The organism is Chitinophaga sp. ARDCPP14, assembly GCF_051362515.1.
Classification (GTDB): Bacteria; Bacteroidota; Bacteroidia; order Chitinophagales; family Chitinophagaceae; genus Chitinophaga.
The window spans coordinates 351,751-373,817 of record NZ_JBKIXB010000007.1; the positions used below are offsets into that span (position 1 = coordinate 351,751).

Sequence of the window (22,067 nt, forward strand, 5' to 3'; positions counted from 1 at the left end):
GTGCTTGTTAATCATACTTCTATTATTGCCTGTTCAGATTGCACAGGCAACTGATACCCTGTTGCTGCAAAGTCCGCATAAAACACTGTGCACAAAACTTTTTACAGCACACGGCGCCCTCCTGTACCAGCTGCAGGCTGGCAAGCAGTGGGTGATCATGCCATCGCGCATGGGCATCAGGGTAAACAACAAAACCACCGGCGTCCATGTGCAACAAATGACCATCTCCAAAAGGGAGATAATCCGGGAAACACATCCCACGCGGCTGAATGCAGCTGTAGCTAAACAGGAGTGCATTGCCTATACGATCGCCATAAAAGAGCCTGGTACCACCTATACCATAGAATGCAGGATGTTTGATAACGGCTGCGCCTTCCGTTATATAATAGATGGAACAGCAGATAAACACGTGCAGGAAGAATTAACTGCTTTTACTGTGCCGGCTTCATACGGTGTATGGTATTTTGAACGGAACAACAGCTGGAAACTCCAGTCGTATGCAGGGTTATGGCAACGCTCTACCATCAGTCAGTTATCCACCGTGTCAGCACAAGGCCCCATTCAGGGAAAGCCGCTAGTGATTGAACTGCCACAAAAAAAATATGCAGTGATTACTGAAGCTGCGTTGTATAGCTATAGTGGCATGCGGCTCAAAGCCTCCGCCAATGGCAGCTTGCAGGTGAACTTCACAGAAGGCGATACCGGTTTTGTAGTGAAAGGTACATTAGTTACCCCGTGGAGAACGATCCTGTATGCAGATAACCTCAACGCAATGGTGAATAACCAGGTGATTGAAAATCTGAATCCGCAGCCCGACAGCCGTTTATTTACCGATATCACCTACATAAAGCCCGGTAAAAGCGTATGGAGCTGGATTACGAGAGATGAACACTATATGGAGCCTGCAGAAGAGATGCGGTTTATAGACGCCGCTGCTGCCCTGGGCTTTGAATATTCGTTGCTGGATGAAGGCTGGGAAACCAAATGGCCCCATAAATGGGAACAGCTGAAAATGCTGTGCAGTGATGCAGCAAAGAAAGGGGTACGTATATGGGTATGGAAAAACTCTAAAGAGATAAGAGACACCGCGCAGCGGGATGTTTTCCTCGACAGCGTAGTGATGGCGGGTGCGGCAGGCATTAAAACCGACTTCATGAACAGCGAAGCCCAAACACTGATCGCGTTTGAAGAGGGCCTGCTAAAAGCAACGGCCGCCAGGAAACTGATGGTTAACTTCCACGGCTGCCAGGCGCCTACCGGAGAAAGCAAAACTTACCCCAATGAAATGACCCGCGAAGGTATCCGCGGCATGGAACTGAATATTATGAAAGAACCGATCCCGGCATGGCATAATGCGGCGTTGCCTTTCACCCGGTTCCTCTGCGGGCACGGCGATTATACCCCCGGCTTTTTTAGCAACCGCGGACATACAACCAATACGCATCAGCTGGCACTGCTATACCTGTTTAATTCGCCGTTTCAATGCATCGCGGAAAACCCGGCCACTTTGCTGGATAATGATATTTATAAACCCATTCTCCCACTGCTGAAAACATTGCCGGTAACCTGGGATGAAACCATTGTGCTGCCTGGCAGCGATATAGGCAGGATGGCCGCTTTCGCCCGGAGGAAGGGGCGCGATTGGTACATAGCCGTGATTAACGGAACTGACAGTGCCAGCACATTTACCCTGCAGCCATCTTTTCTCAGTAAAAAAATAAAATATACAGCAACACTGATCACAGACACGCCTGATGGCAACGCTTTTGCATCCACATCTCCGGAGATCAATGCAAAATATTACAGGAAAATAATGATACCCGCAACAGGCGGTTTGGTTTTACGGTTAGCAGCACATAATAATGAAAACGACTAGAAAACTATATGGTCATATCGGATTGTTGTGCATCGCCGCTAACATGGTGAATGCACAAAGCCGGGTGTCTGTAAACCAGCAGAATATTGTTATCACCACTGCCGGCCGGTCGTACGCATTCGCTCCGTCATTTGTGGTATTATATAACGCCACGGATCCCGGTATGGCGCTAAAGCCCGCCGGTATTAAAAAAGTTGAATACAATGTGCTTACCTGGAAAGTAGCCGATAGCGCGAAGGCCGACTTCAAACAAAAGAAAATAAGTGCTTCGGTTGCCGGCGACGGCTTCGACGACAGGATACTGCGCAGCAAAAAAGAATACAGAACCGCGAATATATTTAACGCCGGGGAAAGGATGGAGGTCGTTGCAGATAGCATTGAACAAAAGAATGACACGGTTTTCTTCCGTTTCCCCTCTTCCCAAAAATTCCGGTTAACGGCTTATGTTATCACCTCCGCCAAACCTTACCCCGTATTGCAGTACAGCTTCCAGCCTTTGCAGGATGGCTATTACAGCATTGGTTATACCGGCGCGCCGGCATCTGTAAAGGAGAAGGCCACTGCCATATGGCAGCCACTGATCTGGCAGGAAAAGCGGATCCCGGATGCCGCCTATCTTACGCCGGCATTTATGGCTACACTGCCCACTACCATGGTATACGACGGCGCTGCTACCATTGGTGTGCTGGCCGCACCGGAGTACCTTCCTTTTCAGCCGTTGCCCGTACTGGCTAACAGCCAGTTTGGTATTGCACTGCTCAACCCGCAGCAACAATTGCAGCCACAGGTATATGCACCTATACCGGGAGGTTACGGTTCCCGCATGAATGCCGGGCAAACATTCCGTTTCGGACTTCAGCTGGTAGCGGAACCACTTGCCATCAACAATACTTATGAACGGATTGCGGAAAAAGTATTTGGCTTCCGCGATTACCGGCACAATGATATCTCTTCGCTTAATAGTACGCTGGATAATATGGTGGACTATGCCATGTCCGGCTACGCCTGGTTCATCGACAGCCTCAAAGGCTGCGCTTACTCCACAGATGTACCGGGCGCTGTGAAAAATGTTTCCAGTCTTAACCCGCTGGAACTGGCGCTGATAAGAGATGATACAGCGATGTTTGAAAAGAGGGCGTATCCGTTAATGGAGTTTATGTTGTCGAGGGAGAAGTTTCTTTTCAGCCTTGACAGCACCCAGAAGATCCAGAGTCCTTCCCGCAGGTTAAAAGGTCCGGTAGCGCCATTGTCGGAGTTAGCGGCGCTCTATGAGCTTTCAGGAGGCACTAATGATTTTTACCTGCAAATGATGCAGCGGGAATATAACAACGACCGCATACGCAATCTGGATGTAAAAGAAAAAGGTAACAACTGGATTAACGCGATGCAGCTGTACCGCGCCACCGGCAATAAAACCTACCTGGATGCCGCAGTAACAAAGGCAAAGCAATACCTGGAACAACGGGTGTACCAGCCACAAACTGCTTTTGATGATACGTTCTCCGGCAGCTTCTTTTTCTGGCCCACTTATACCAACAGGTGGATAGAGCTTTTACAGCTGTATGAACTCACCGGCAATAAAATATTCCTCGATGCAGCAGTGCAGGGAGCCCGGAATTATACCATGTTCACCTGGATGTGCCCAGTAGTGCCCGACAGCCTGATCACCGTGAATAAAGGCGGGAAGGCGCCCATGTATTGGTACCTGCAATCCAAAGGACATCAGCCCATGTATTACCCCGAGGAAAATGCGCCGGCCTGGCGGCTTTCGGAAACAGGACTGACGCCGGAATCATCCGGTACCGCCACAGGGCATCGCGCTATTTTCATGGCCAACTATGCCCCGTGGATGTTACGCCTCGGGTATTATGCGAAAGACAGCTTTCTCCTCAATGTCGCCAAAGCGGCCGTGATAGGCCGCTACAGGAACTTCCCCGGGTATCATATCAACACTGCGCGAACTACAGCTTATGAAAAAGCAGATTTCCCGCTGCATGAACATAAAGAACAGAGCGTAAATTCTTTTCATTATAATCATATCCTGCCTATGGCTTCCATGCTGCTCGACTACCTGGTAACGGAGACCTATATACGTAGCAAAGGGAGTATTCATTTTCCCGCAGCGTATATTGAAGGATACGCCTATCTGCAAAGTAATATGTATGGTATGCAGAAAGGATCTTTTTACCAGGATAAGAACGTGCAGCTATGGATGCCTGCAAGATTACTGCGCATCAGCAATACAGAGCTGAATTACATCGCTGCAAGGAAGGATCATAAACTATTGCTGGCTTTTACCAATCAGTCAGCGCAGCCCGTTACCGCCACAGTAACAGTAAACCCCGCATTGGTAAAACCGGCCGCCGGAAGTAAAGTGATTTCATACACCGGCGCGGCGCCGCAACAAACCAAGGACAGCACCTTTGTTGTTACCGTACCCGCCAACGGCATAGCCGCCGTAGTGCTTCCGGATGTAACCTATGCAGGTGCCGGGTTTCAGCAACAAATATTATCAGGGACCAATAACCGCAGCCGGGATTATACCAGGCTCAGCACCGGCAACGCACACGCGATGCTGTTTAAGTTCGGCAGTTACGGCAGGCGCCTGTATATCTACCTGGAAGACGATGATACCAAGCTGAAAAATGTCTCCCTGTATTATACCAGTAATACCAAGAAAGAAGCAAAAATCACGGATACCACCTACCCGTTTGAGTTTACGGTACCATTACCGGAACAACAACCGGTGAAATTCCGTTTAGCCGTAACCGGTATAGATGGAAAATCAGCAGAAAGTAAAACAGTTGTACTGGGAGAAAAAGAATAATTATGTACAATACACCGGCACAGAAAATTTTCAGGACCACAGCAGCCATCTTACTGGCTGCGAGCATCCACGTGTCCGCTCAATCCGTACACGTAAAAGATTTTCATGCCATCCCCAACGATGGCCTGGATGATGCCAAAGGCATACAGGACGCACTGAATTATGCAAAAGCAAATAGCATTCCTACCATATTATTTGACAGCGGCCGGTACGATCTGCTACAGGTAAGCGCCACTGCATTGAACGCTTACACTGGTCTGAAGGAATATGCAGGGCTGCATTTACAGGGAGCTGCAGCAGCGGATCATACGCCGGCTACGTGGCTGGTGAAGAAGAATCCGCAGCAGAATAACACGATACTGCCGCCGCATATGCGTTTCGACCAGTGCAATAACCTGGTGATGGAGAACCTGGTATTCGATAACGATCCGCAGTATGCTACCGCGGGAACAGTGGTGGAGAAAGATACTTCGCATGTAGTGGTGCAGGTGTTTGACGGATTGCCGGCTGTAAACGGAATGGGTTGCTATACTGCTAACATATGGGACAGTGCGACACGTATGTTGAAACAGGTGCCCAGTCTTACTTTCGTTGATGAGATAGCCACGCAGCAACTTTACTGGCAGCTGGAAACAAGGGAGCAAAAGAATTATATGCGGATGAACAACGCTGCCTTTGCATCACGGCTTGCCGTGGGAGATATAGTGTCGTGGCACTTTGGCGGGCAAACCATGTTCCAGCTGGCAATAAACAACTGCGATGATCTTGTTCTCAGAAATATCTCGATGGTTAACATCGCAGGATTTGGTATCCATACTTACGCCTGCAAAAACATTACCGGGCAACAGGTGGTATTCAAAGCCACCGGCCGACAACTGGCAGTAGGTCCGCGCGATGCCTGGAAAATAAACAGCTGCGATGGCCTGGTAGCAATAGATAGTATGTATGTGGAAGGTGTTCGTTGGGACGGACAGAATGTACACAGCGCCTTCTTCCAGGTGAAGGAACGGCTCGCATATAATAAAATAAGGGTGTGGAAAAGATATACCGGCGTAGCGCCTTTCTTAAACGACAGCATCGGGTTTTGGAATGGAAATAACGCTGTCAGTAAAATGCCGGTGAGCTGGCAGCTGGAACCAGCGGGAGACGGCGGTATTTATGGTATCATCACCTTGCAGGATTCACTGCCTGATTTTGTACAGGCGGGAACGCTTATCACGGTGTACGAGTGGGACATTGATGACTACCGGTTGTCGCACAGCACCTTCAGGAACATCGCCGGGTGCGCGGGTGTTATCAAATGCACCAAAGCTACGCTGCAGCAGGTTTCCTACGATCATATTATGTACCCTGCGTTGGTGCTGGGTACGGAAATTACCACGCATAATGAAGCCACTTTTCCGCAGGATGTGATGATCCGGGAATGCAACTTTAACGCCAGCGGCTGGGTGTCGCGCATCGGTAAAACAGGATTGGTGGGGATTGGCAACAGCGGCACGGAAGCAATGGCAATAGGAACCATACAGTTTGATCACTGTTCTTTTTCCAATGCACCTATCGGCATTAATGCCAGTGGTATTAAGGTGTTGAAAATTACCAATAATCATTTCATCTCGGTGAATCAATCTTATAAAGTAAACAATAGTAACACCGGCCAGGTGATCTTTGAAAATAATACTGAACAATGAAGATGAAGAATATACTATTCGTGTTATTGCTGAGCCCTTTCCTGGTGATGGCGCAGGGTACTTCAAAGGCGCCGCTCAGTGGCGTATGGACGTTTGCGTTAGACCCCATGAGCAGGGGCATACAGGATAAATGGTACGCTGCGGATTTTGCTTCAGCAGGCTTTGATAAAGTACAGGTGCCACATAGCTTTTCAGTGGATAAGCGCTATTTTTTTTATACCGGAACGGCCTGGTATTTTAAGAAGTTCAATGCGCCTGTTGTGCAGAAAAACGAACGCACCTTCCTGCAGTTTGATGCCGTGTTTTATAAAGCAAAGATCTGGCTGAACGGGCAGGTGGCCGGCGGGCACGAGGGCGGCTATACGCCTTTTGAAATAGAGGTAACCGGCTTACTAAAAGATAAAAATACACTCGCCGTATCGGTGAATAATGCGTGGGATACTACCACTATTCCCGGGGCTAAGGCCAGCGACGCCAAAGAAGCGCCAAATGCCACCCAGCTATATGCCTGGATGAATTATGGCGGCATCACCAGGCCGGTGCATCTTATTACACGGCCCGCAGCCTTTATACAAAATATAAAGGTAGTGGCCGAACCGGATCTGAAAAAAGGGAATGCCCGTATACAGGTAATCGCTTCGCTGAAAGATTACCTGTCGCCCGATGTAAAGGTGAACATCTATCAATCAGGTAATAAAAATAACATCCGCTTTAAACAAATATCTGCCAATGCTTCGCAAGTAACACTGGAAGGCATACTGTCATCTGCGAAGTTATGGAACCAGGATGCGCCGAATCTCTACGAAGCTGAAGTGATTGCAGGGGCAGACACCATGCGGAAAACATTCGGTATCCGGCGGCTGGAAATTAAAGGCACGCAACTGCTGCTGAATGGTGAGCCTGTCCGCATGGGCGGTTGCAACCGGCCGCTGGATTACCCCGGATACGGTTCCCTTGATCCGGATACGGTGCTGGAGAAGGACCTGCAGCTGATCAAAAGCGGTAGCATGGAACTGTCGCGGATCAGTCATTACCCGGTATCTGAAAGTATGCTCGACTGGGCCGATAAGCATGGTCTCCTTATCATCAGCGAAGCTGGTAACTGGCAAATGACGCCACGCCAGATGGCCGATCCGCTGATGCGGGCAAAGTATCAGTCGCAGTTGAAGGAAATGGTGGAGCGCGACTGGAATCATCCCAGCGTAATCGCCTACAGCCTGGGAAATGAGTTTCAATCGCAAACACCGGAAGGTATTTCCTGGGTGAAAGATATGGGCGTTTTCGTAAAATCACTGGATGCCAGTCGGCTGGTCACCTTTGCCAGCTTTAATGTATGGCGCGAATTTGTAAAACGTCCGGAAGATGAAGCGTCCCTGTATGTGGACTTTATCAGTACCAATATTTATGGCAACGATCAGCTGCCACATCTCCAGCATATTCATGAAATATATCCCAACAAGCCGGTTTATATCAGTGAATTTGGTATGCGGCTGCCGCAAAGTGGAAAAGAAGAAGACCGTATTACTTATTTCAGAAGGGCCATGCAGATCTTCCGCCAATGCGATTATCTCATAGGAGCTTCTGTATGGACGTTTAATGATTACCTGAGCCGGTATCCCGGAACAGATGCAAACGGTTACCGTGCATGGGGATTGGTGGCGCCCGACAGGACACTGCGTGCGGTGTATCCTGTATGGCAGGAAGAATTTTCTCCTGCTGTTATTGAACTGGTAAAGATGAATGAAGATAAAGCCATTGTTAAGATCACTGCCCGTGTTGATTTTCCTTCTTATGTACTATGCAATTACCAGCTCAGGTATGGTAATAATTCACTGGAGCTGCGGACGCTGAAACCGGGTGAAAGCCAGGAGGTGACCATACCTGTTACCGGTAAGGCACTCACAGTAGCCTTGGTGAAACCCGGCGGGTTTGTAGTAGTCACAAAAAGTATAAAGGAATAATACACGATCAATAAAATTATAACCGTACAATCATGATACAATCTGGAGAAACAAACAGTCGCTCTTTTCCCGGCATAGCGCTTAACGCGGACCTGGTTATCACCGGTGGCGGCCTTTCAGGCGTGTGCTGTGCCATTACAGCGGCCAGGCAGGGATTAAAAGTAGTACTGGTGCAGGATAGGCCGGTACTTGGAGGAAATTCAAGCAGCGAAATCCGTTTATGGATACTGGGCGCCACCTCACATATGGGCAACAACAACCGCTGGGCGAGAGAAGGTGGCTTGGTAGATGAGATCCTGGTAGAAAACACGTACCGGAACCCGGAGGGTAATCCCGTTATATTTGATATGGTGCTGCTGGATAAAGTGAAGAAAGAACCTAATATCACCCTGTTGTTAAATACCGCCGTATATGCAGTGGAAAAAAAGGATGCCACTACCATTCGTTCGGTGAAAGCTTTTTGCAGCCAGAACCAAAAGGAATATTTATTAAGCGCTCCTTTATTTTGCGATGCCTCCGGCGATGGGGTAGTGGGCTTCCTTTCAGGCGCCGCTTTTCGCATGGGCGCTGAAAGCAGTGAAGAATTCGGTGAAAAATTTGCTCCTTCCGCCACGTATGGAGAACTACTCGGACATACCCTGTATTTCTACAGTAAAGATACCGGCAAGCCTGTAACATTCATCCCTCCTGAATTTGCCCTGAAAGACATTACAAAGATCCCGCGTTTTAAAACATTCAATGCAAAGGATTTCGGCTGCCGCCTCTGGTGGGTGGAGTATGGCGGCCGGCTTGATACCGTTCACGACACAGAAGACATCAAATGGGAGCTGTGGAAGGTGATATACGGCGTATGGGATTATATCAAGAACTCCGGCAATTTCCCGGAAGCAGCCACACTTACCCTGGAATGGGTGGGCGCTATTCCCGGTAAAAGGGAAAGCCGCCGCTTCGAAGGTGACTACATGATGAAACAGCAGGATGTGATTGAGCAACGTACCCATGAAGATGCAGTAGCTTTCGGCGGCTGGTCGGTGGACCTGCACCCCGCCGACGGCGTTTTTAGTGAGAAGCCTGGCTGCAATCAGTGGCATAGCAAAGGCATCTACCAGATTCCATACCGGAGCCTGTATAGCAAAAATATCACGAACCTTTTCCTGGCGGGGCGCATCATCAGCGCATCGCATGTGGCCTTTGCCTCTACCCGTGTAATGGCTACCGCAGCATATGTATCGCAGGCTGTTGGAGTGGCTGCGGCGGTTTGTAAAGAGCAACATATTTTACCGGCAGACATTTTTAATAAAGGGCACATCACCACTTTACAGCAACGCTTACTTAAAACGGGACAATATATTCCCGGGTTAACGCTAAAGGATCATGAGGACCTGGTACAATCGGCCCTGATCACCGCATCCAGCGAGCTGGTGTTTAAAGAGTTTCCCGGCAAGCCGCTCCTGAAACCTTTAACCCTCTCCGTTGCACAAATGCTGCCTTTGCAAAAAGGAGAAGTGGCGCCCTTTATTTTTCATGCAGATGCCACCAGCAACACTGAAATAGAAGTGGAACTACGCGTGAGTAGTAAGCGCGGCAACTATACGCCGGATATTACCCTGGCAAAACAAACCATTCCGTTACATCCTGGCAGAAACTGTGTGGACCTTCGCTTTAATACATCTTTAGAAAATACGGCCTACGCATTTGTTACTTTCATGAAAAACCCGTTGGTGCAATTGCATTTTACAGAGAAGAGAGTGACGGGGATACTGTCGGTGTTCAACAGCGTAAACAAAGCCGTCTCCAATTACGGCAAACAAACACCGCCCGAAGATATTGGCATGGAAGCATTTGAGTTCTGGTGTCCGCAACGCCGGCCGGAAGGGCATAATATCGATTTAAAATATCACCAGGGCATAAACTTATTCAAAGCAGAAAATATCCGCAACGGAACCGACCGGCCTGCATCCACGCCCAATGCCTGGGTAGCCGACTGGAACGATCCGCAACCCCGGCTGACGCTGAAATGGAATGCGCCGCAACAGATCAGTACCATCGATCTGTTCCTCGATACAGATTATGATCATCCGATGGAATCAGTATTGATGTCGCATCCTGAAACGGTCATGCCTTTTTGTGTAAGGCAGTACAGGATTAAAGATGCAGCTGGAAATATAGTAGCAGAGAAAACAGGTAATTACCAGACGCACAACCGTATTCAATTCCAGCAACCTGTTACAACGGATACGCTGGTCATTGAACTGGAACATCCGTCTGCCAATGTGCCGGCGGCATTGTTTGCGGTGCGTTGCTATTAACGGAGTGTTCCTTTTTATTCCTATAACATAAGTATGGAGAGCCTTCAGATCGCAGGATTTGAAGGCTTTTTTATGATGGGAATGGAGATGAATCATTAACGTTTGAGCAGGGACCTTAATATATTCACGCTAACCGTCAGGCCGCATCTTTCCAGTGTAGCCAGTACCTGCTCTGCTGATTGCGGAGGACTCATTAACCTGTTTACCTGTGCGTGGAATGCTTTCAGCACCCTGGTTTCATCCAGGCTGATCAGGCTTTTGATAAATTTGTCAGGTGTTTGCGCTTCCAGCTGATAAGGTTGTAACCGTTTTGAAGGAAAGTCTTTCAGGTTATTAGTTATAATCAACTTCGCATCGCCTTTAATAGCTGCTGCCAGTACATGCCGGTCATCCGGATCGGGCAGTTCTATGCTGTTTATAAGCTGCTGATAGGCTGATATACGGGCATCCGGAAATGCACTATCCATGGCAGCCTGTAGACTTTTTAAACGCTTTAATGGTATTTCAGGTTTATTTATTAACAGGTTCCTCATCCATTCTTCCTGTATCTGATTCGTCCATTTGGGCCTGTATAGTTTAATATCTGCGAGGCTTAATAAAATATCTCGCAAAGGAGCAGGGTATAACACATTTGCGTCTAACACAGCTACCAATCCGGTCGAATTGATCATCAGTATCCCATATTAAGTTTCTGTGATTGCTTAGCTAAAAAGTTGAGTTTATTGGTCCGGTTCTTTTGTAGCTGTTTATCATAAGCAATAATATCGTTTAACAGGATTCTCCGGTGTGTACCTACCTTAGTAAATGGAATTTCTCCCTTATTCAAAAGGCTCACCACATGAGGTCTTGATACGTTTAATATGTCGGCCGCCTGTTGAGTACTGATTTCCGCGTCGCTGGGAAGTAAGGTAATTGATTTTCCATCTGCCATATTGTCGAGTATCGTGTATAGTAACCTAAATGCCTTTGCCGGAATCGCCCTCGTTTTCTTGGTATTGTCTATTGTAATAGCAATACTTTTACTCTTGGTTTGTAATATTTTCCTGGAAATCTCATACATCTCATTAATAAAATACCTGGCTATTTCCTGATCCGATTTCGTAGTTTTTTGTGTAATGGCTTCCATAATGCAATTATTGTTGATACGTATACAAAGATACGTAAACGAAATAAACGAAACAAAACTTTGTCTGAAAATCCTCCACCATCCCCTCATTCCGGCTTTCTTTTTGTGTCATCCCCCCTGGTACAAAACATCTTCTATGACACAACCATTCCAGGTCGCCATCAGACAACCGGTACTCGATGATCTGAAAGCCCGCATTCTCGCCACCAGGTGGCCGGACGCAATAAATCCAGCCGGCTGGGAATACGGAATGAGCCTTTCCTACATGAAAGAGCTGGCTACGTATTGGGCCCATGATTTTGACTGGAGAAAAACTGAAGACGCCATCAATGCCTGGCCCAATTTTATCATAGAAATTGATGGCTATAAAATTCATTACCTCCACGTAAAAAGTAAATACCCGGATGCCATTCCTATCATCATTTCCCACGGCTGGCCAGGTTCTTTCCTGGAAATGCTGAAAACCATTTCTTATCTCACGGATAATGAAACACTGCCATTCGATGTAGTGGTGCCGTCACTCCTGGGGTTTGGATTTTCAGATAAGCCGGCAAAAGAAGGCATAAACGCCTCATTGATGGCCCACCTCTGGGTGAAGCTGATGGAAGGGCTGGGCTATGACAAATTTATAGCACAGGGAGGCGATTTCGGCGCCATTATCGCTACGCATATCGCCATGCGGCACCCGGACAAGCTGACCGGGCTGCACATGAACTATATTCCGTTCAACTATAAGCCGTTTATACCGCCTGGTGAAAAACTGACAGCAGAAGAAACGGCTGCACAGCAAAAAAACGCTCAGTTCTTCCAGGCGGAAGGCGCTTATGCCCAGGTACAAACAACAAAACCGCTCACGCTTTCATATGGCCTACAGGATTCTCCGGTAGGACTGTGTGCATGGATACTCCAGATCTTCCGCAGCTTTTCGGATCCCGGCGCAGTGCTGGAGCAGTTATTTTCAAGAGATGAACTGTTGTCGAATGTTACCCTGTTCTGGATCACACAAACGATCCATTCTTCTATGCGTTTATACCATGAGATCCGGAAAGAACCGCTGGCGTTCGGAGAAAGTGATTTCATAAAAGTACCTGTTGGCATTGCACGCTATCCTTATCCCGTTAGTTTTCCTGCGCGGAAATATGTTGAAAGAGGATATCATGTTTGCTATTGGAGAGAGATGCCAACAGGGGGACATTTTGCCGCCATGGAACAGCCCGAACTTTTTGCACAGGATGTAAGCGCATTTGCGAATACTATTTTATCAAAGCAGCAGTAGATACTTTAGGCACTCATTTTTCTCCTGGCATTTAAATATTTCCGCACGGGAATATCGTACAATACCATCACCAGGTAGGAGAAGCCCACCAAAAGGAGGGTGCCGGCGGTGATGATAAATGCCAGCTGCATGGTTCCGGGTTTATACGCCGCATAGTAATTGGCAAAGATCCATATCCCTGCATAATGTGTCATATAAAGCGGATAAGATATCTTCCCGGAAAAAACACACAAGTTTTTTAATCCGGAAGTAAGCCTCGCGCCAGTTCCGAGTGCAATGAGTAAAGGGAAATAAAACAATACCACCAGCACTTCCACCAGCCAGTTCCATTGAAAATGAGGCATCAGGAACGGCAACATCAGTAAGACCGACAGCCCGATGAAGCCCAGCCGGTTCTTTATCATCCAGTTGAAACGGAACACCAGCAGTCCGGCCAGAAAGGAATAGGAAATACGCACAGCGCCATCCCAGAAGTTATCTTTTCCCCAGCCACCCATCAGGTTCCCTGCGTGATAACCGACTACGACAATACCCGCGGCAGCCAGCAAGGCTAATACGACCAGGTAGCGCCGGCTTAGTTTAACGAGAATAAGCGCATACAATATATTGGCCACGTATTCCCAGAACAGCGACCACGCAGGCGCATTAAAACTGAACAGGTTAAAACCCCGGTCCATCATAAGTGGAAAGGGAATCAGGAGGATACTGGTAAGAAAGAACAACGCTATTTTGCCAAATCCATATAATTCCGGGTGACCGCCGAACGGATCAAAAAGAAAGCCCAACAGCCCCAATACAGACCCGAAAATAACCAGGGGATGTAACCTGATGATCCTCGATTTAAAGAACTCCCTGACCCCCATTTTGCCAATGCGGTTATCATAGGCATATCCAATCACAAACCCGGATAAGCAGAAAAAGAAGTCGACCGCCAGGAAACCATGTCCCACAAAGTTCTTACTGTAATCAGTATAAACTACTTCCATAAAATGAAAAACAACTACCGTTAAAGCGGCTATTCCTCTTAATCCATCCAATATTTCAAAATGCTGTTTGGTTCTTAGCAGGTCCGGGTTCAATTTGTTCACGTTCATTAAATACTGTTATATATAATATAGATGATTGGCTGCTTTACAGCCGCTAAAGGGCGGTAAATAAATGACATTATTTCTAAATTTCCTAACAATCAAAGCTGGTGTGCCTTTTGTGAACGGGGTTACTATAAAATATATATAGTATGGAAACAACAGATATCACCGTTTATATCGACAATAAGCCTTACCGTTTTCACATCGACGTGGATTACGAGAATGACAAAACCACCTACCGGGTATCCACCGATGAGGAGCACAGCGAAAAGCTCGATTTTATGCCGCCACACCTGCAGTTTAACGAAGACGGGGAAGTGACCCTGAAAGAGCGGCTGCATACGGTAGAGCAGGAGCAGATTGCGCGGCTTATCTGGCAGGAAATCATTGACAAGATGAAACCATGAAACGGTATGTGGCACGTTTGCCACAGCCTTGTCTCCGGTCTCAGCCATAGAAATGATCAGATGCCAATATAGTATCAAAATTTGCTAATCACTTTGAATTTTTTAGCAAATGATATTATAATTTGATCTCACTGTATTCCCGTTCCCACAGGGTGGTTTTAAAGTGAGGTCATTTAATGAAAACAACTGAAATCATCAGCGAAGAATGTTATGCCATCCGCCTGCAGCAGGGCGACGAGGTGGCTTTCCGTTATATTATGGACCGGTATTTTGCGGTCATTACTAATTTTGCGAAGAGGATTGTCGTGAATCATGCTATCGCGGAAGATGTAGCAGAAGAAACATTTATAAAATTATGGAACGATCATGCAAAGGTCGGTTCCTTTCAATCTATAAAGGCGTTTCTGTACATCGCCGCCAGGAATGCCTGTTTTAATGAATTGAGAAAAGAGAAAAACCTGCAATACCGCCATCATGCCTATGCCGCCAGCATGACGGGCGAAGCCGATTTCGTAGCCAACGAAATTATCCGCGCAGAAGTAAAAGCAGAGATATTAAGAGCAGTGAACAGTTTACCCGTAAAAATGAAAAGAGTATTCCAGCTCGGCTTCCTCGAGGGCTTGCCCAACCGCAAAATTGCGGAAGAATTGCAGATCTCCGTTAATACCGTTAAGGCGCAGAAATTCCGCGCACTGGAACTGGTAAAGGGAAAACTCCAGGGAAAAGATATTCTTCCCTTTGCATTAATAATACTGGCGGCATTTCACAAAGATTAATCCCCGTCTTCAAAAAAAATAAAAAAAAACTTTCTCCTCCACTAACCCGAAATGATCCGGGCAGTGTATCCACTATATAACGGCATTAATTTTTTCTCAGCAAAGATGTGCAGCCCGTGGCCCTGTAATGTGTGGTCGCAGTGGTCATGGCTGCATACTATTATTTTCTATGGAAGAAAAAGACGTACAACAGCTATTATATATCGCCGGACTTATTTACCGGCAGCGATCGGGGGAACTGGATGAAGCCGAGCAGGAAACGGTGGACAACTGGCTGGCAGCCAGTGAGCAAAACAGGCAGCTGTTCCGGGAACTTTCCAGTCAGGATCTGGAAGCCATCACGCGCAACGAAGCCGATCCGGCTAACCTGCAGGCATCTGTTGAAAGAGTATACCTGGCCACCGGCATTAAACCCGGACCAGCACGTATATATATAAGTAAGTGGAGAACCTGGAGATGGGCCGCTGCCGTACTTGTTCTTACTGTTGCCGGCGCCGCCGGCCTGCAGCTGGCAAAAGAGAAAAGTAAACCAATAGCGGCCATCCATACCACCGATGTGGCGCCTGGTAGCCGCAAAGCCACGCTGAAACTGGGCAACGGCGCTACCATTATCCTCGACGACGCGCAGAACGGCGTAATCGCCAACCAGGGCAAAACCGTGATCAAAAAATCGGGTAATGGCCAGCTGGTATACGATGCATCCGCATCCGTTACCACAGAAATAACTTACAACACCATTACCACACCAAATGGTGGCGAATACGAAGTAATACTGCCTGATGGCTCGCACGTTTGGCTGAATGCGGCTTCGGTGATCCGTTTCCCGGCAGCATTCACCGGCAATACCCGTAAGGTGGAAATTAACGGGGAAGCGTATCTTGAAATAGTAAAAAATGAAAAAGCGCCTTTCATCGTTGTTTCCGGCAAACACTCGGTGGAAGTACTCGGAACAAAATTCAATATCCATTCCTATCCGAAAGAAGAAGATATCACCACTACATTAATCCAGGGAAGTATCCGCATCGCCGCCGGTAAATATACCAAAGTGCTGCAGCCCGGCCAGCAATCGCTCGTGAACACCAGCAGCAATAGCAATATCCGGCTGGCCACCGGCGTAAACATGGATGAAGTACTCGCCTGGCGGAATGGCAAATTCATTTTTGACGACGCCTCACTTAAAACAGTAGTGAGCCAGCTGGAACGCTGGTACGATGTAAATATTGACTATGCCGGTATGGAAGACTACCGCTTCAACGGCGAAATATCAAGGAATGTAAGTCTTTCGAAAGTATTAAAGATGATGGAACTCACCAGTAATATCCACTATAAAATAAACGACAGGAATATCTACATGACAAAATAAGCAAAGCAAAAGACAAAAAAACCGGAAGCGCGGGAACGCTGCCGGTTATCGTCAGGCTAATGGGGACTTCGTATCAATAAAATCCTTCAACCTTAACATCGCAAATGTATGAATTTTATCATTCATCGCAAGGACCATCTGCGCCTATCCAAACCGGTGCCAGGGAATTGCTTTATCAACCATTCCAAAGTACTCCTGGTTATGAAACTAACTGCTTTACTCTTAACAGGTATCTGCCTGCAGGTCAGTGCAACGGCCTGGTCACAGGAGGTCACCTTATCAGAGAGAAACGCGCCGCTAAAAAAGGTATTGCAGCAGATCAGCAAACAAAGCGGTTACACCTTTTTTTACGATGCCCGTTATCTCAACGAAGCCAAACGTATCAACCTTGACATCACCAACACGCCGGTAGATAAAGCCCTGGACGCCTGTTTCGCAGGCCAGCCCTTTACCTACGAAATGCTGGACCGCACCATTATTGTAAGAAGAAAAAAGACAGAGGAAAAAACGGTCGCACCAACGGCAGTTATCAGCTGGGTACTGTCGGGGAAGGTGATCAACGAAAAAGAAGAAGCCCTGCCCGGCGCTACCATCAAGGTGTTGGGCACACCCAAAGGCGTGGTAACAGACGTGTTTGGAAAATTCCTGGTAGAAATCGGCAGCGAAAACGATTCCCTGTCGGTTACCTTCATCGGTTATAAAACACAGATCATACACCCCGGCAATCAGAAAACGATCGTCGTAAAATTATTGCCTGACCTCGAAAACCAAAAACTCAATGACGTTGTGATCGTAGGTTTTGGTACGCAGAAAAAAATCTCTGTTACAGGCGCCGTATCCACTGTGAAGGTGAGCGAACTGCAGCAGTCTTCCACCGCCTCCCTGTCAAATACCATCGGTGGCCGGCTTCCCGGTATCATTACCCGCCAGAACTCCGCGGAACCGGGTTTTGACGCCGCCAGCGTATTTATCCGCGGCCTCGGCACGTTCACCGGTAACAAGTCGCCTCTCATCCTGGTAGATGGTATCGAACGCGATATGAACAACCTGAACGTACAGGAAATAGAAACCTTCTCAGTGTTGAAAGATGCGTCAGCTACCGCTGTTTATGGGATCCGCGGCGCCAACGGCGTAATCCTCATCAATACAAAGCGCGGCGCTGAAGGCCGGCCCATCGTTTCTTTCCGTACAGAAACCGCCCGTCTCACCGGTATGCGCTTTCCCAGTTATATCAACAGCTACGAATACGCAATCCTGGCGAATGAAGCCATGAAAAATATCGGCAAGCCTCCTTTCTATACGGATGAACAGGTACAGAAATACAAAGATCATTCAGATCCTTACCTGTACCCGGATGTAGACTGGATAGATGTAGTACTGAAGAAACATACCATACAAACCATCAATAACCTCAGCGTAAGAGGCGGTAACCAAACATTCCGCTACTACACCAATGTAGGTTATACGTTTGTTGATGGTCTTTATAAAGAAGACAAATCCGTTCCTTATAAAACAAATACCAGCTTAAAACGCTACAATTTCAGATCCAATGTAGATGCCAATCTCTCCAAGAATCTTACGATGGACCTCAGTCTTGGCGGCATCATTGAAAACGGCAACGCTCCCGGCCTGCAAGGCGGCGCCCCGGAATTATTCGATGCACTGAGATGGACGCCCAACAACGCTTACCCCATAAAAAATCCAAACGGATCCATCCCCGGATTAGGCACTTTTCTGAATGAAAACCCCTTTACGAAAAGTACGCAAACGGGCTACCAGAAAAGGTTCCGGAACACGATTCAAAGCTCGCTCGGCGCTACCTGGGATTTGTCGTCGCTGGTTACAAAAGGACTTAAACTGAGAGGACTCTTTGCATACGATTACTACGGCGCCATGACCACCGTGCGCGTGAAAAGCCCGGCGTCTTACCAGTACCTCGGCCCGGATGCCAACGGCGTAGACCAGTATCAGCTCATCAAAACAGAGCAGGCACTCGGCTACTATACCAACTCCGGCGCCAACCGCGCCGCCTACCTGGAAGTATCTGCCAACTACGACCGCAGCTTTGGCGATCACCGGATAGGAGGGCTTATATTAGGTAACCGGCGTGAATATGTAGACCTGCTCGCAGGAAGTTCTATCGGGAATATCCCTTTCAGGCGACAAGGACTCGCCGGCCGCATAACCTACGATTATAACTCCAAATATTTGCTGGAGTTTAACGTGGGCTACAATGGCTCGGAGAATTTCCCCAAAGGAAAACGATACGGCTTCTTTCCCTCCGCAGCTGCCGGTTGGCTCGTGTCCAACGAAAACTTCTGGAATAAAAATATCATCAGCTTCCTGAAAATAAGAGGCTCCTACGGACAGGTAGGCAACGACCAGATAGGCGGCGCCAGGTTCCTGTTCCAGACAACCATCGATAAAGCCCCCGGCCATACCTGGTTTGATCCGTACTATATGTTCGGCGCCAATCAAACCTACCAGACAGGCGCTTTCATGGAAAGCCGCATCGGTAATCAGAACGTGACCTGGGAAGTAGCTACCAAAGGAAATATCGGGGTAGATATGGAACTGCTCAACGGAAAAATTACCCTCACCGTAGATGCGTTCAAGGAACGGAGAAATGGTATCCTCATCGCACGGCAACAAATACCCATATCAGCAGGTTACCCGTCAGGGATCATACCTTATGCCAACCTCGGAATAGTGAACAATAAAGGCGTAGATGGAAACATCGAAATAAAAAACAAAACAAAATCAGGCTTCTACTATTCCATCCAGGGTAACTTCACCTACGCCCACAATGAAATAGTAGAAGATGATTCACCTCTGAGACCACTGGCCTACCAGAACAGCCGCGGGCAAAGCATCGACCGCCCCTTCGGCTATGAAGCCCTCGGCCTGTTCAAAGACCAGGCAGATATCGACAAAAGCCCTTCGCAATCGACGCTGCAATCGGTAATACGCCCAGGTGATATCAAATACCGCGACCTCAACGGAGATGGTAAAATAACACCCGACGACAGAACCTATTTCGGTTACGCACGCAACCCGGAAATCATGTATGGCTTCGGTGGCACGGTGGCGTGGAAAGGAGTGGACATGAGCATATTTTTCACCGGCGCAGCCAAAACAAGCTACCTGCTCAGCGGCCGCAGTTCGTATGCGTTTTCAGGCGGAGTAGGGAATTACAACGTGATGCGCGAAGTATACGACAACCGTTGGATACCGGGTGCAGATAACACCAACGCCAAATATCCTACGGTGATTGATATCAACAATACCAACAACTATGTAACCAGCACGCTCTACATGAAAAACGGCAACTACCTGCGCCTGAAATCTGCAGAGATAGGGTATACATTCACCAAAACCCTCACCAAAAGGGTCGGTATCAGCAGCGTTCGCGCATTTATCAACGGCACCAACCTCGCCGTATGGGATCATATCAAAATAGCGAATCCTGAAATTGATAACGGGGAAAGTCTCTACCCGCTGCAAAGCAGCATCAATGCAGGTGTACAGGTAAATTTTTAAAGCATTAAAATCATTAGGATGAAAACGATCACAACATATTGTACGTTCCTGTTCCTTCTCCTGGCAGCCGTGTCCTGTAAGAAAGACTTCCTGGATAAAGCGCCGGATGATGATCTCACTATTGCCGACGTATTCTCTAACCGCGATTACGCCAACAACTATCTCACCAACGTATACTCACACCTGCCGGATGAAATGGTATGGGCAGATAATAAAGATAATCCCTTTCATGGCGCCGCGGATGAACTGAAACAGTTCTACCCGCCGTCGTTTTGCAACAGCATGACTTCCGGCGCATGGGACCCTAATTCCACCGTGATTAATCCCTGGGCCAGGAATTATGCGGGCCTGCGCAAAGCAAATATCTTTATTGAAAATATCGACAAAGTACCGTTGGATCAATTCTATACAAAGGAAGCGCGTGATCGCCAGAAAGGAGAAGCTATTTTCCTGCGCGCATTCTACCATTTCCTGCTGGTAAGATTATACGGCCCGGTACCCATCGCCGACAGCAGCATTTCACTGGATACCGATTTCAAGAGCATCCGGCGGCAACCCCTGGAAAAGTGCGTGGCATACATCGTATCACAATGCGATCAGGCAGCTGCACTGCTGCCGACCCGTATTACCTCCGAAACAGAATACGGACGGCCCGCCAAATCTGCTGCACTGGCGCTGAAAGCAAGAATGCTGCTGTACATGGCCAGCCCGTTGTTTAATGGTAACCCCGACTATGTGAATGTAAAAGACCATGAAGGCGTGTCGCTGTTCCCGGCTTACGACGCCAGCCGCTGGCAGGCAGCTGCAGATGCCGCAAAAGCCTGTATCGATCAGACACAGGCCGCCGGGTATGCGCTCTATACTTCTCCCGGTAATAACCCGGTGAAAAACTACCAGGAAATATTTTACATGAACAACAACCAGGAAGTATTCTTTGCCTATAATGATGGTACCTACGATGGCCTGGATGTTTATAACGAACCGCTTAGTCTCGCCGGATTTACTTTGCATGCGCCTACCCAGGATATCGTGGACCAGTATGAAATGGCAAACGGACAACGCCCTATCACCGGCTACACCGGCGATCATTCGCCCATCATCAACCCGCTGTCTGGTTATACGGAAACCGGCTTTACCGATACTCCCGGACCGGATAACCTGTATGTAGCCGGTACCAGCAATATGTATGTAGGCCGCGAACCACGGTTTTATGCCAGTATTAACTTCTCGGGGTCGGTGTGGAAAACGCGTACCGGCGGACTGGAATTCTGGTTCAAGGGGGCCGACGGAAAGCAACGTGCAGGCGGAGGCAATTACAGCGTAACAGGTTACCTGCTGAAGAAATTATCTGACCCGAATTTTGTTTTTAAACCACAGGAGAAAAGAACGCTGCGCACCTGGATCTTCTTCAGGCTGGGAGAACAATACCTCAACTACGCCGAAGCGTTGAATGAAGCACAGGGCCCCGTGGCCGATGTATATAAATATGTAAACCTGATCAGGAACCGCTCCGGGCTGCCCGCCCTGCCAGGCGGATTAGGCAAGGACGAAATGCGGGAACGTATTCATCATGAAAGACAAATAGAGATGGCGTTTGAATCGCACCGGTATTTCGATTGCCACCGCTGGAAGATTTCTGAAACAACAGATAACGCCAACATGTATGGATTAAATATCTATGCAGGAGAATCAAAAACAGATCCTGCTTTCTTTAAAAGAACCGTTTTTGAACGCCGGGTTTTTGAAAAGAAACATTACCTGTGGCCAATGCTGAAATCTGAAACTGATAAAAATCCTAATCTACTTCAAAACCCAGGATGGTAATAAAAT

The 22,067-nt window shown here is 47.8% G+C and carries 14 protein-coding genes; 11 read left to right on the forward strand and 3 right to left on the reverse strand.

All coding sequences use genetic code 11. The features are described from left to right. Window positions 1-25 precede the first annotated feature (25 nt). Genes ACLHR0_RS20820 through ACLHR0_RS20840 form a run of 5 tightly spaced genes read left to right on the forward strand, consistent with a single transcriptional unit; the run spans window position 26 to window position 10,661 of the window. Window positions 26-1,876 carry a glycoside hydrolase family 97 catalytic domain-containing protein gene (locus ACLHR0_RS20820; protein ID WP_436489192.1) on the forward strand — a complete coding sequence of 617 codons (1,851 nt, stop codon included), beginning with the start codon at window positions 26-28 and terminating at the stop codon, window positions 1,874-1,876. Next, window positions 1,863-4,703, forward strand: a complete 2,841-nt coding sequence (locus ACLHR0_RS20825) for a hypothetical protein (protein ID WP_436489194.1) — start codon at window positions 1,863-1,865, stop codon at window positions 4,701-4,703. Before ACLHR0_RS20820 ends, ACLHR0_RS20825 begins: the two co-directional genes overlap by 14 nt. A gap of 2 nt (window positions 4,704-4,705) precedes the next feature. Further along, the gene (locus ACLHR0_RS20830) at window positions 4,706-6,391 is read left to right on the forward strand and encodes a hypothetical protein (protein WP_436489196.1); all 1,686 of its coding nucleotides are present in this window, start codon (window positions 4,706-4,708) and stop codon (window positions 6,389-6,391) included. Between the two features lie 2 nt (window positions 6,392-6,393). Further along, entirely contained in the window at window positions 6,394-8,352 is a 1,959-nt protein-coding gene (locus ACLHR0_RS20835) for a glycoside hydrolase family 2 protein (protein ID WP_436489198.1), read from the forward strand. 32 nt (window positions 8,353-8,384) lie between these two features. Further along, entirely contained in the window at window positions 8,385-10,661 is a 2,277-nt protein-coding gene (locus ACLHR0_RS20840; RefSeq protein WP_436489200.1) for an FAD-dependent oxidoreductase, read from the forward strand. 95 nt (window positions 10,662-10,756) lie between these two features. Here the strand turns inward: ACLHR0_RS20840 and ACLHR0_RS20845 are convergent, their stop codons facing one another. Further along, on the reverse strand, window positions 10,757-11,332 hold the full coding sequence (locus tag ACLHR0_RS20845) for a PIN domain-containing protein (protein ID WP_436489202.1): 576 nt from the start codon (window positions 11,330-11,332) through the stop codon (window positions 10,757-10,759). Next, entirely contained in the window at window positions 11,332-11,787 is a 456-nt protein-coding gene (locus ACLHR0_RS20850) for a helix-turn-helix domain-containing protein (protein WP_436489204.1), read from the reverse strand. The genes ACLHR0_RS20845 and ACLHR0_RS20850 overlap by 1 nt, the downstream gene beginning before the upstream one ends. A 136-nt stretch (window positions 11,788-11,923) precedes the next feature. Here ACLHR0_RS20850 and ACLHR0_RS20855 point away from each other — a divergent pair, with 136 nt between their 5' ends. Then, entirely contained in the window at window positions 11,924-13,063 is a 1,140-nt protein-coding gene (locus ACLHR0_RS20855) for an epoxide hydrolase family protein (RefSeq protein WP_436489206.1), read from the forward strand. Window positions 13,064-13,068: 5 nt separating this feature from the next. Here the strand turns inward: ACLHR0_RS20855 and ACLHR0_RS20860 are convergent, their stop codons facing one another. Then, window positions 13,069-14,157 (reverse strand): acyltransferase family protein, encoded by a 1,089-nt coding sequence (locus ACLHR0_RS20860; protein ID WP_436489208.1) that lies wholly within the window; start codon window positions 14,155-14,157, stop codon window positions 13,069-13,071. A 143-nt stretch (window positions 14,158-14,300) separates the two neighbouring features. Between ACLHR0_RS20860 and ACLHR0_RS20865 the strand changes: the two genes are divergently transcribed. The 5 genes from ACLHR0_RS20865 to ACLHR0_RS20885 all read left to right on the forward strand — a co-directional run bounded on the left by ACLHR0_RS20865 (window position 14,301) and on the right by ACLHR0_RS20885 (window position 22,061). After that, entirely contained in the window at window positions 14,301-14,558 is a 258-nt protein-coding gene (locus ACLHR0_RS20865; protein ID WP_429050076.1) for a hypothetical protein, read from the forward strand. A gap of 176 nt (window positions 14,559-14,734) precedes the next feature. Continuing rightward, window positions 14,735-15,334: an RNA polymerase sigma factor gene (locus ACLHR0_RS20870; RefSeq protein ID WP_370907689.1), complete on the forward strand. Its 600-nt coding sequence runs from the start codon at window positions 14,735-14,737 to the stop codon at window positions 15,332-15,334. A gap of 169 nt (window positions 15,335-15,503) precedes the next feature. Then, window positions 15,504-16,697 carry a FecR domain-containing protein gene (locus tag ACLHR0_RS20875; protein WP_436489210.1) on the forward strand — a complete coding sequence of 398 codons (1,194 nt, stop codon included), beginning with the start codon at window positions 15,504-15,506 and terminating at the stop codon, window positions 16,695-16,697. Between the two features lie 201 nt (window positions 16,698-16,898). After that, entirely contained in the window at window positions 16,899-20,237 is a 3,339-nt protein-coding gene (locus ACLHR0_RS20880; protein WP_436489212.1) for a TonB-dependent receptor, read from the forward strand. A gap of 18 nt (window positions 20,238-20,255) precedes the next feature. Continuing rightward, window positions 20,256-22,061, forward strand: a complete 1,806-nt coding sequence (locus ACLHR0_RS20885; protein ID WP_429050069.1) for a RagB/SusD family nutrient uptake outer membrane protein — start codon at window positions 20,256-20,258, stop codon at window positions 22,059-22,061. Window positions 22,062-22,067: the final 6 nt, after the last annotated feature.

What these genes read in the sequence shown, in the direction of transcription:
- ACLHR0_RS20825 (WP_436489194.1), top strand. Translation starts at nt 1,863, where the DNA reads ATGAAAACGACTAGAAAACTATATGGTCATATCGGATTGTTGTGCATC.
- ACLHR0_RS20830 (WP_436489196.1), top strand. Translation starts at nt 4,706, where the DNA reads ATGTACAATACACCGGCACAGAAAATTTTCAGGACCACAGCAGCCATC.
- ACLHR0_RS20835 (WP_436489198.1), top strand. Translation starts at nt 6,394, where the DNA reads ATGAAGAATATACTATTCGTGTTATTGCTGAGCCCTTTCCTGGTGATG.
- ACLHR0_RS20840 (WP_436489200.1), top strand. Translation starts at nt 8,385, where the DNA reads ATGATACAATCTGGAGAAACAAACAGTCGCTCTTTTCCCGGCATAGCG.
- ACLHR0_RS20845 (WP_436489202.1), bottom strand. Translation starts at nt 11,332, where the DNA reads ATGATCAATTCGACCGGATTGGTAGCTGTGTTAGACGCAAATGTGTTA.
- ACLHR0_RS20850 (WP_436489204.1), bottom strand. Translation starts at nt 11,787, where the DNA reads ATGGAAGCCATTACACAAAAAACTACGAAATCGGATCAGGAAATAGCC.
- ACLHR0_RS20855 (WP_436489206.1), top strand. Translation starts at nt 11,924, where the DNA reads ATGACACAACCATTCCAGGTCGCCATCAGACAACCGGTACTCGATGAT.
- ACLHR0_RS20860 (WP_436489208.1), bottom strand. Translation starts at nt 14,157, where the DNA reads ATGAACGTGAACAAATTGAACCCGGACCTGCTAAGAACCAAACAGCAT.
- ACLHR0_RS20865 (WP_429050076.1), top strand. Translation starts at nt 14,301, where the DNA reads ATGGAAACAACAGATATCACCGTTTATATCGACAATAAGCCTTACCGT.
- ACLHR0_RS20870 (WP_370907689.1), top strand. Translation starts at nt 14,735, where the DNA reads ATGAAAACAACTGAAATCATCAGCGAAGAATGTTATGCCATCCGCCTG.
- ACLHR0_RS20875 (WP_436489210.1), top strand. Translation starts at nt 15,504, where the DNA reads ATGGAAGAAAAAGACGTACAACAGCTATTATATATCGCCGGACTTATT.
- ACLHR0_RS20880 (WP_436489212.1), top strand. Translation starts at nt 16,899, where the DNA reads ATGAAACTAACTGCTTTACTCTTAACAGGTATCTGCCTGCAGGTCAGT.
- ACLHR0_RS20885 (WP_429050069.1), top strand. Translation starts at nt 20,256, where the DNA reads ATGAAAACGATCACAACATATTGTACGTTCCTGTTCCTTCTCCTGGCA.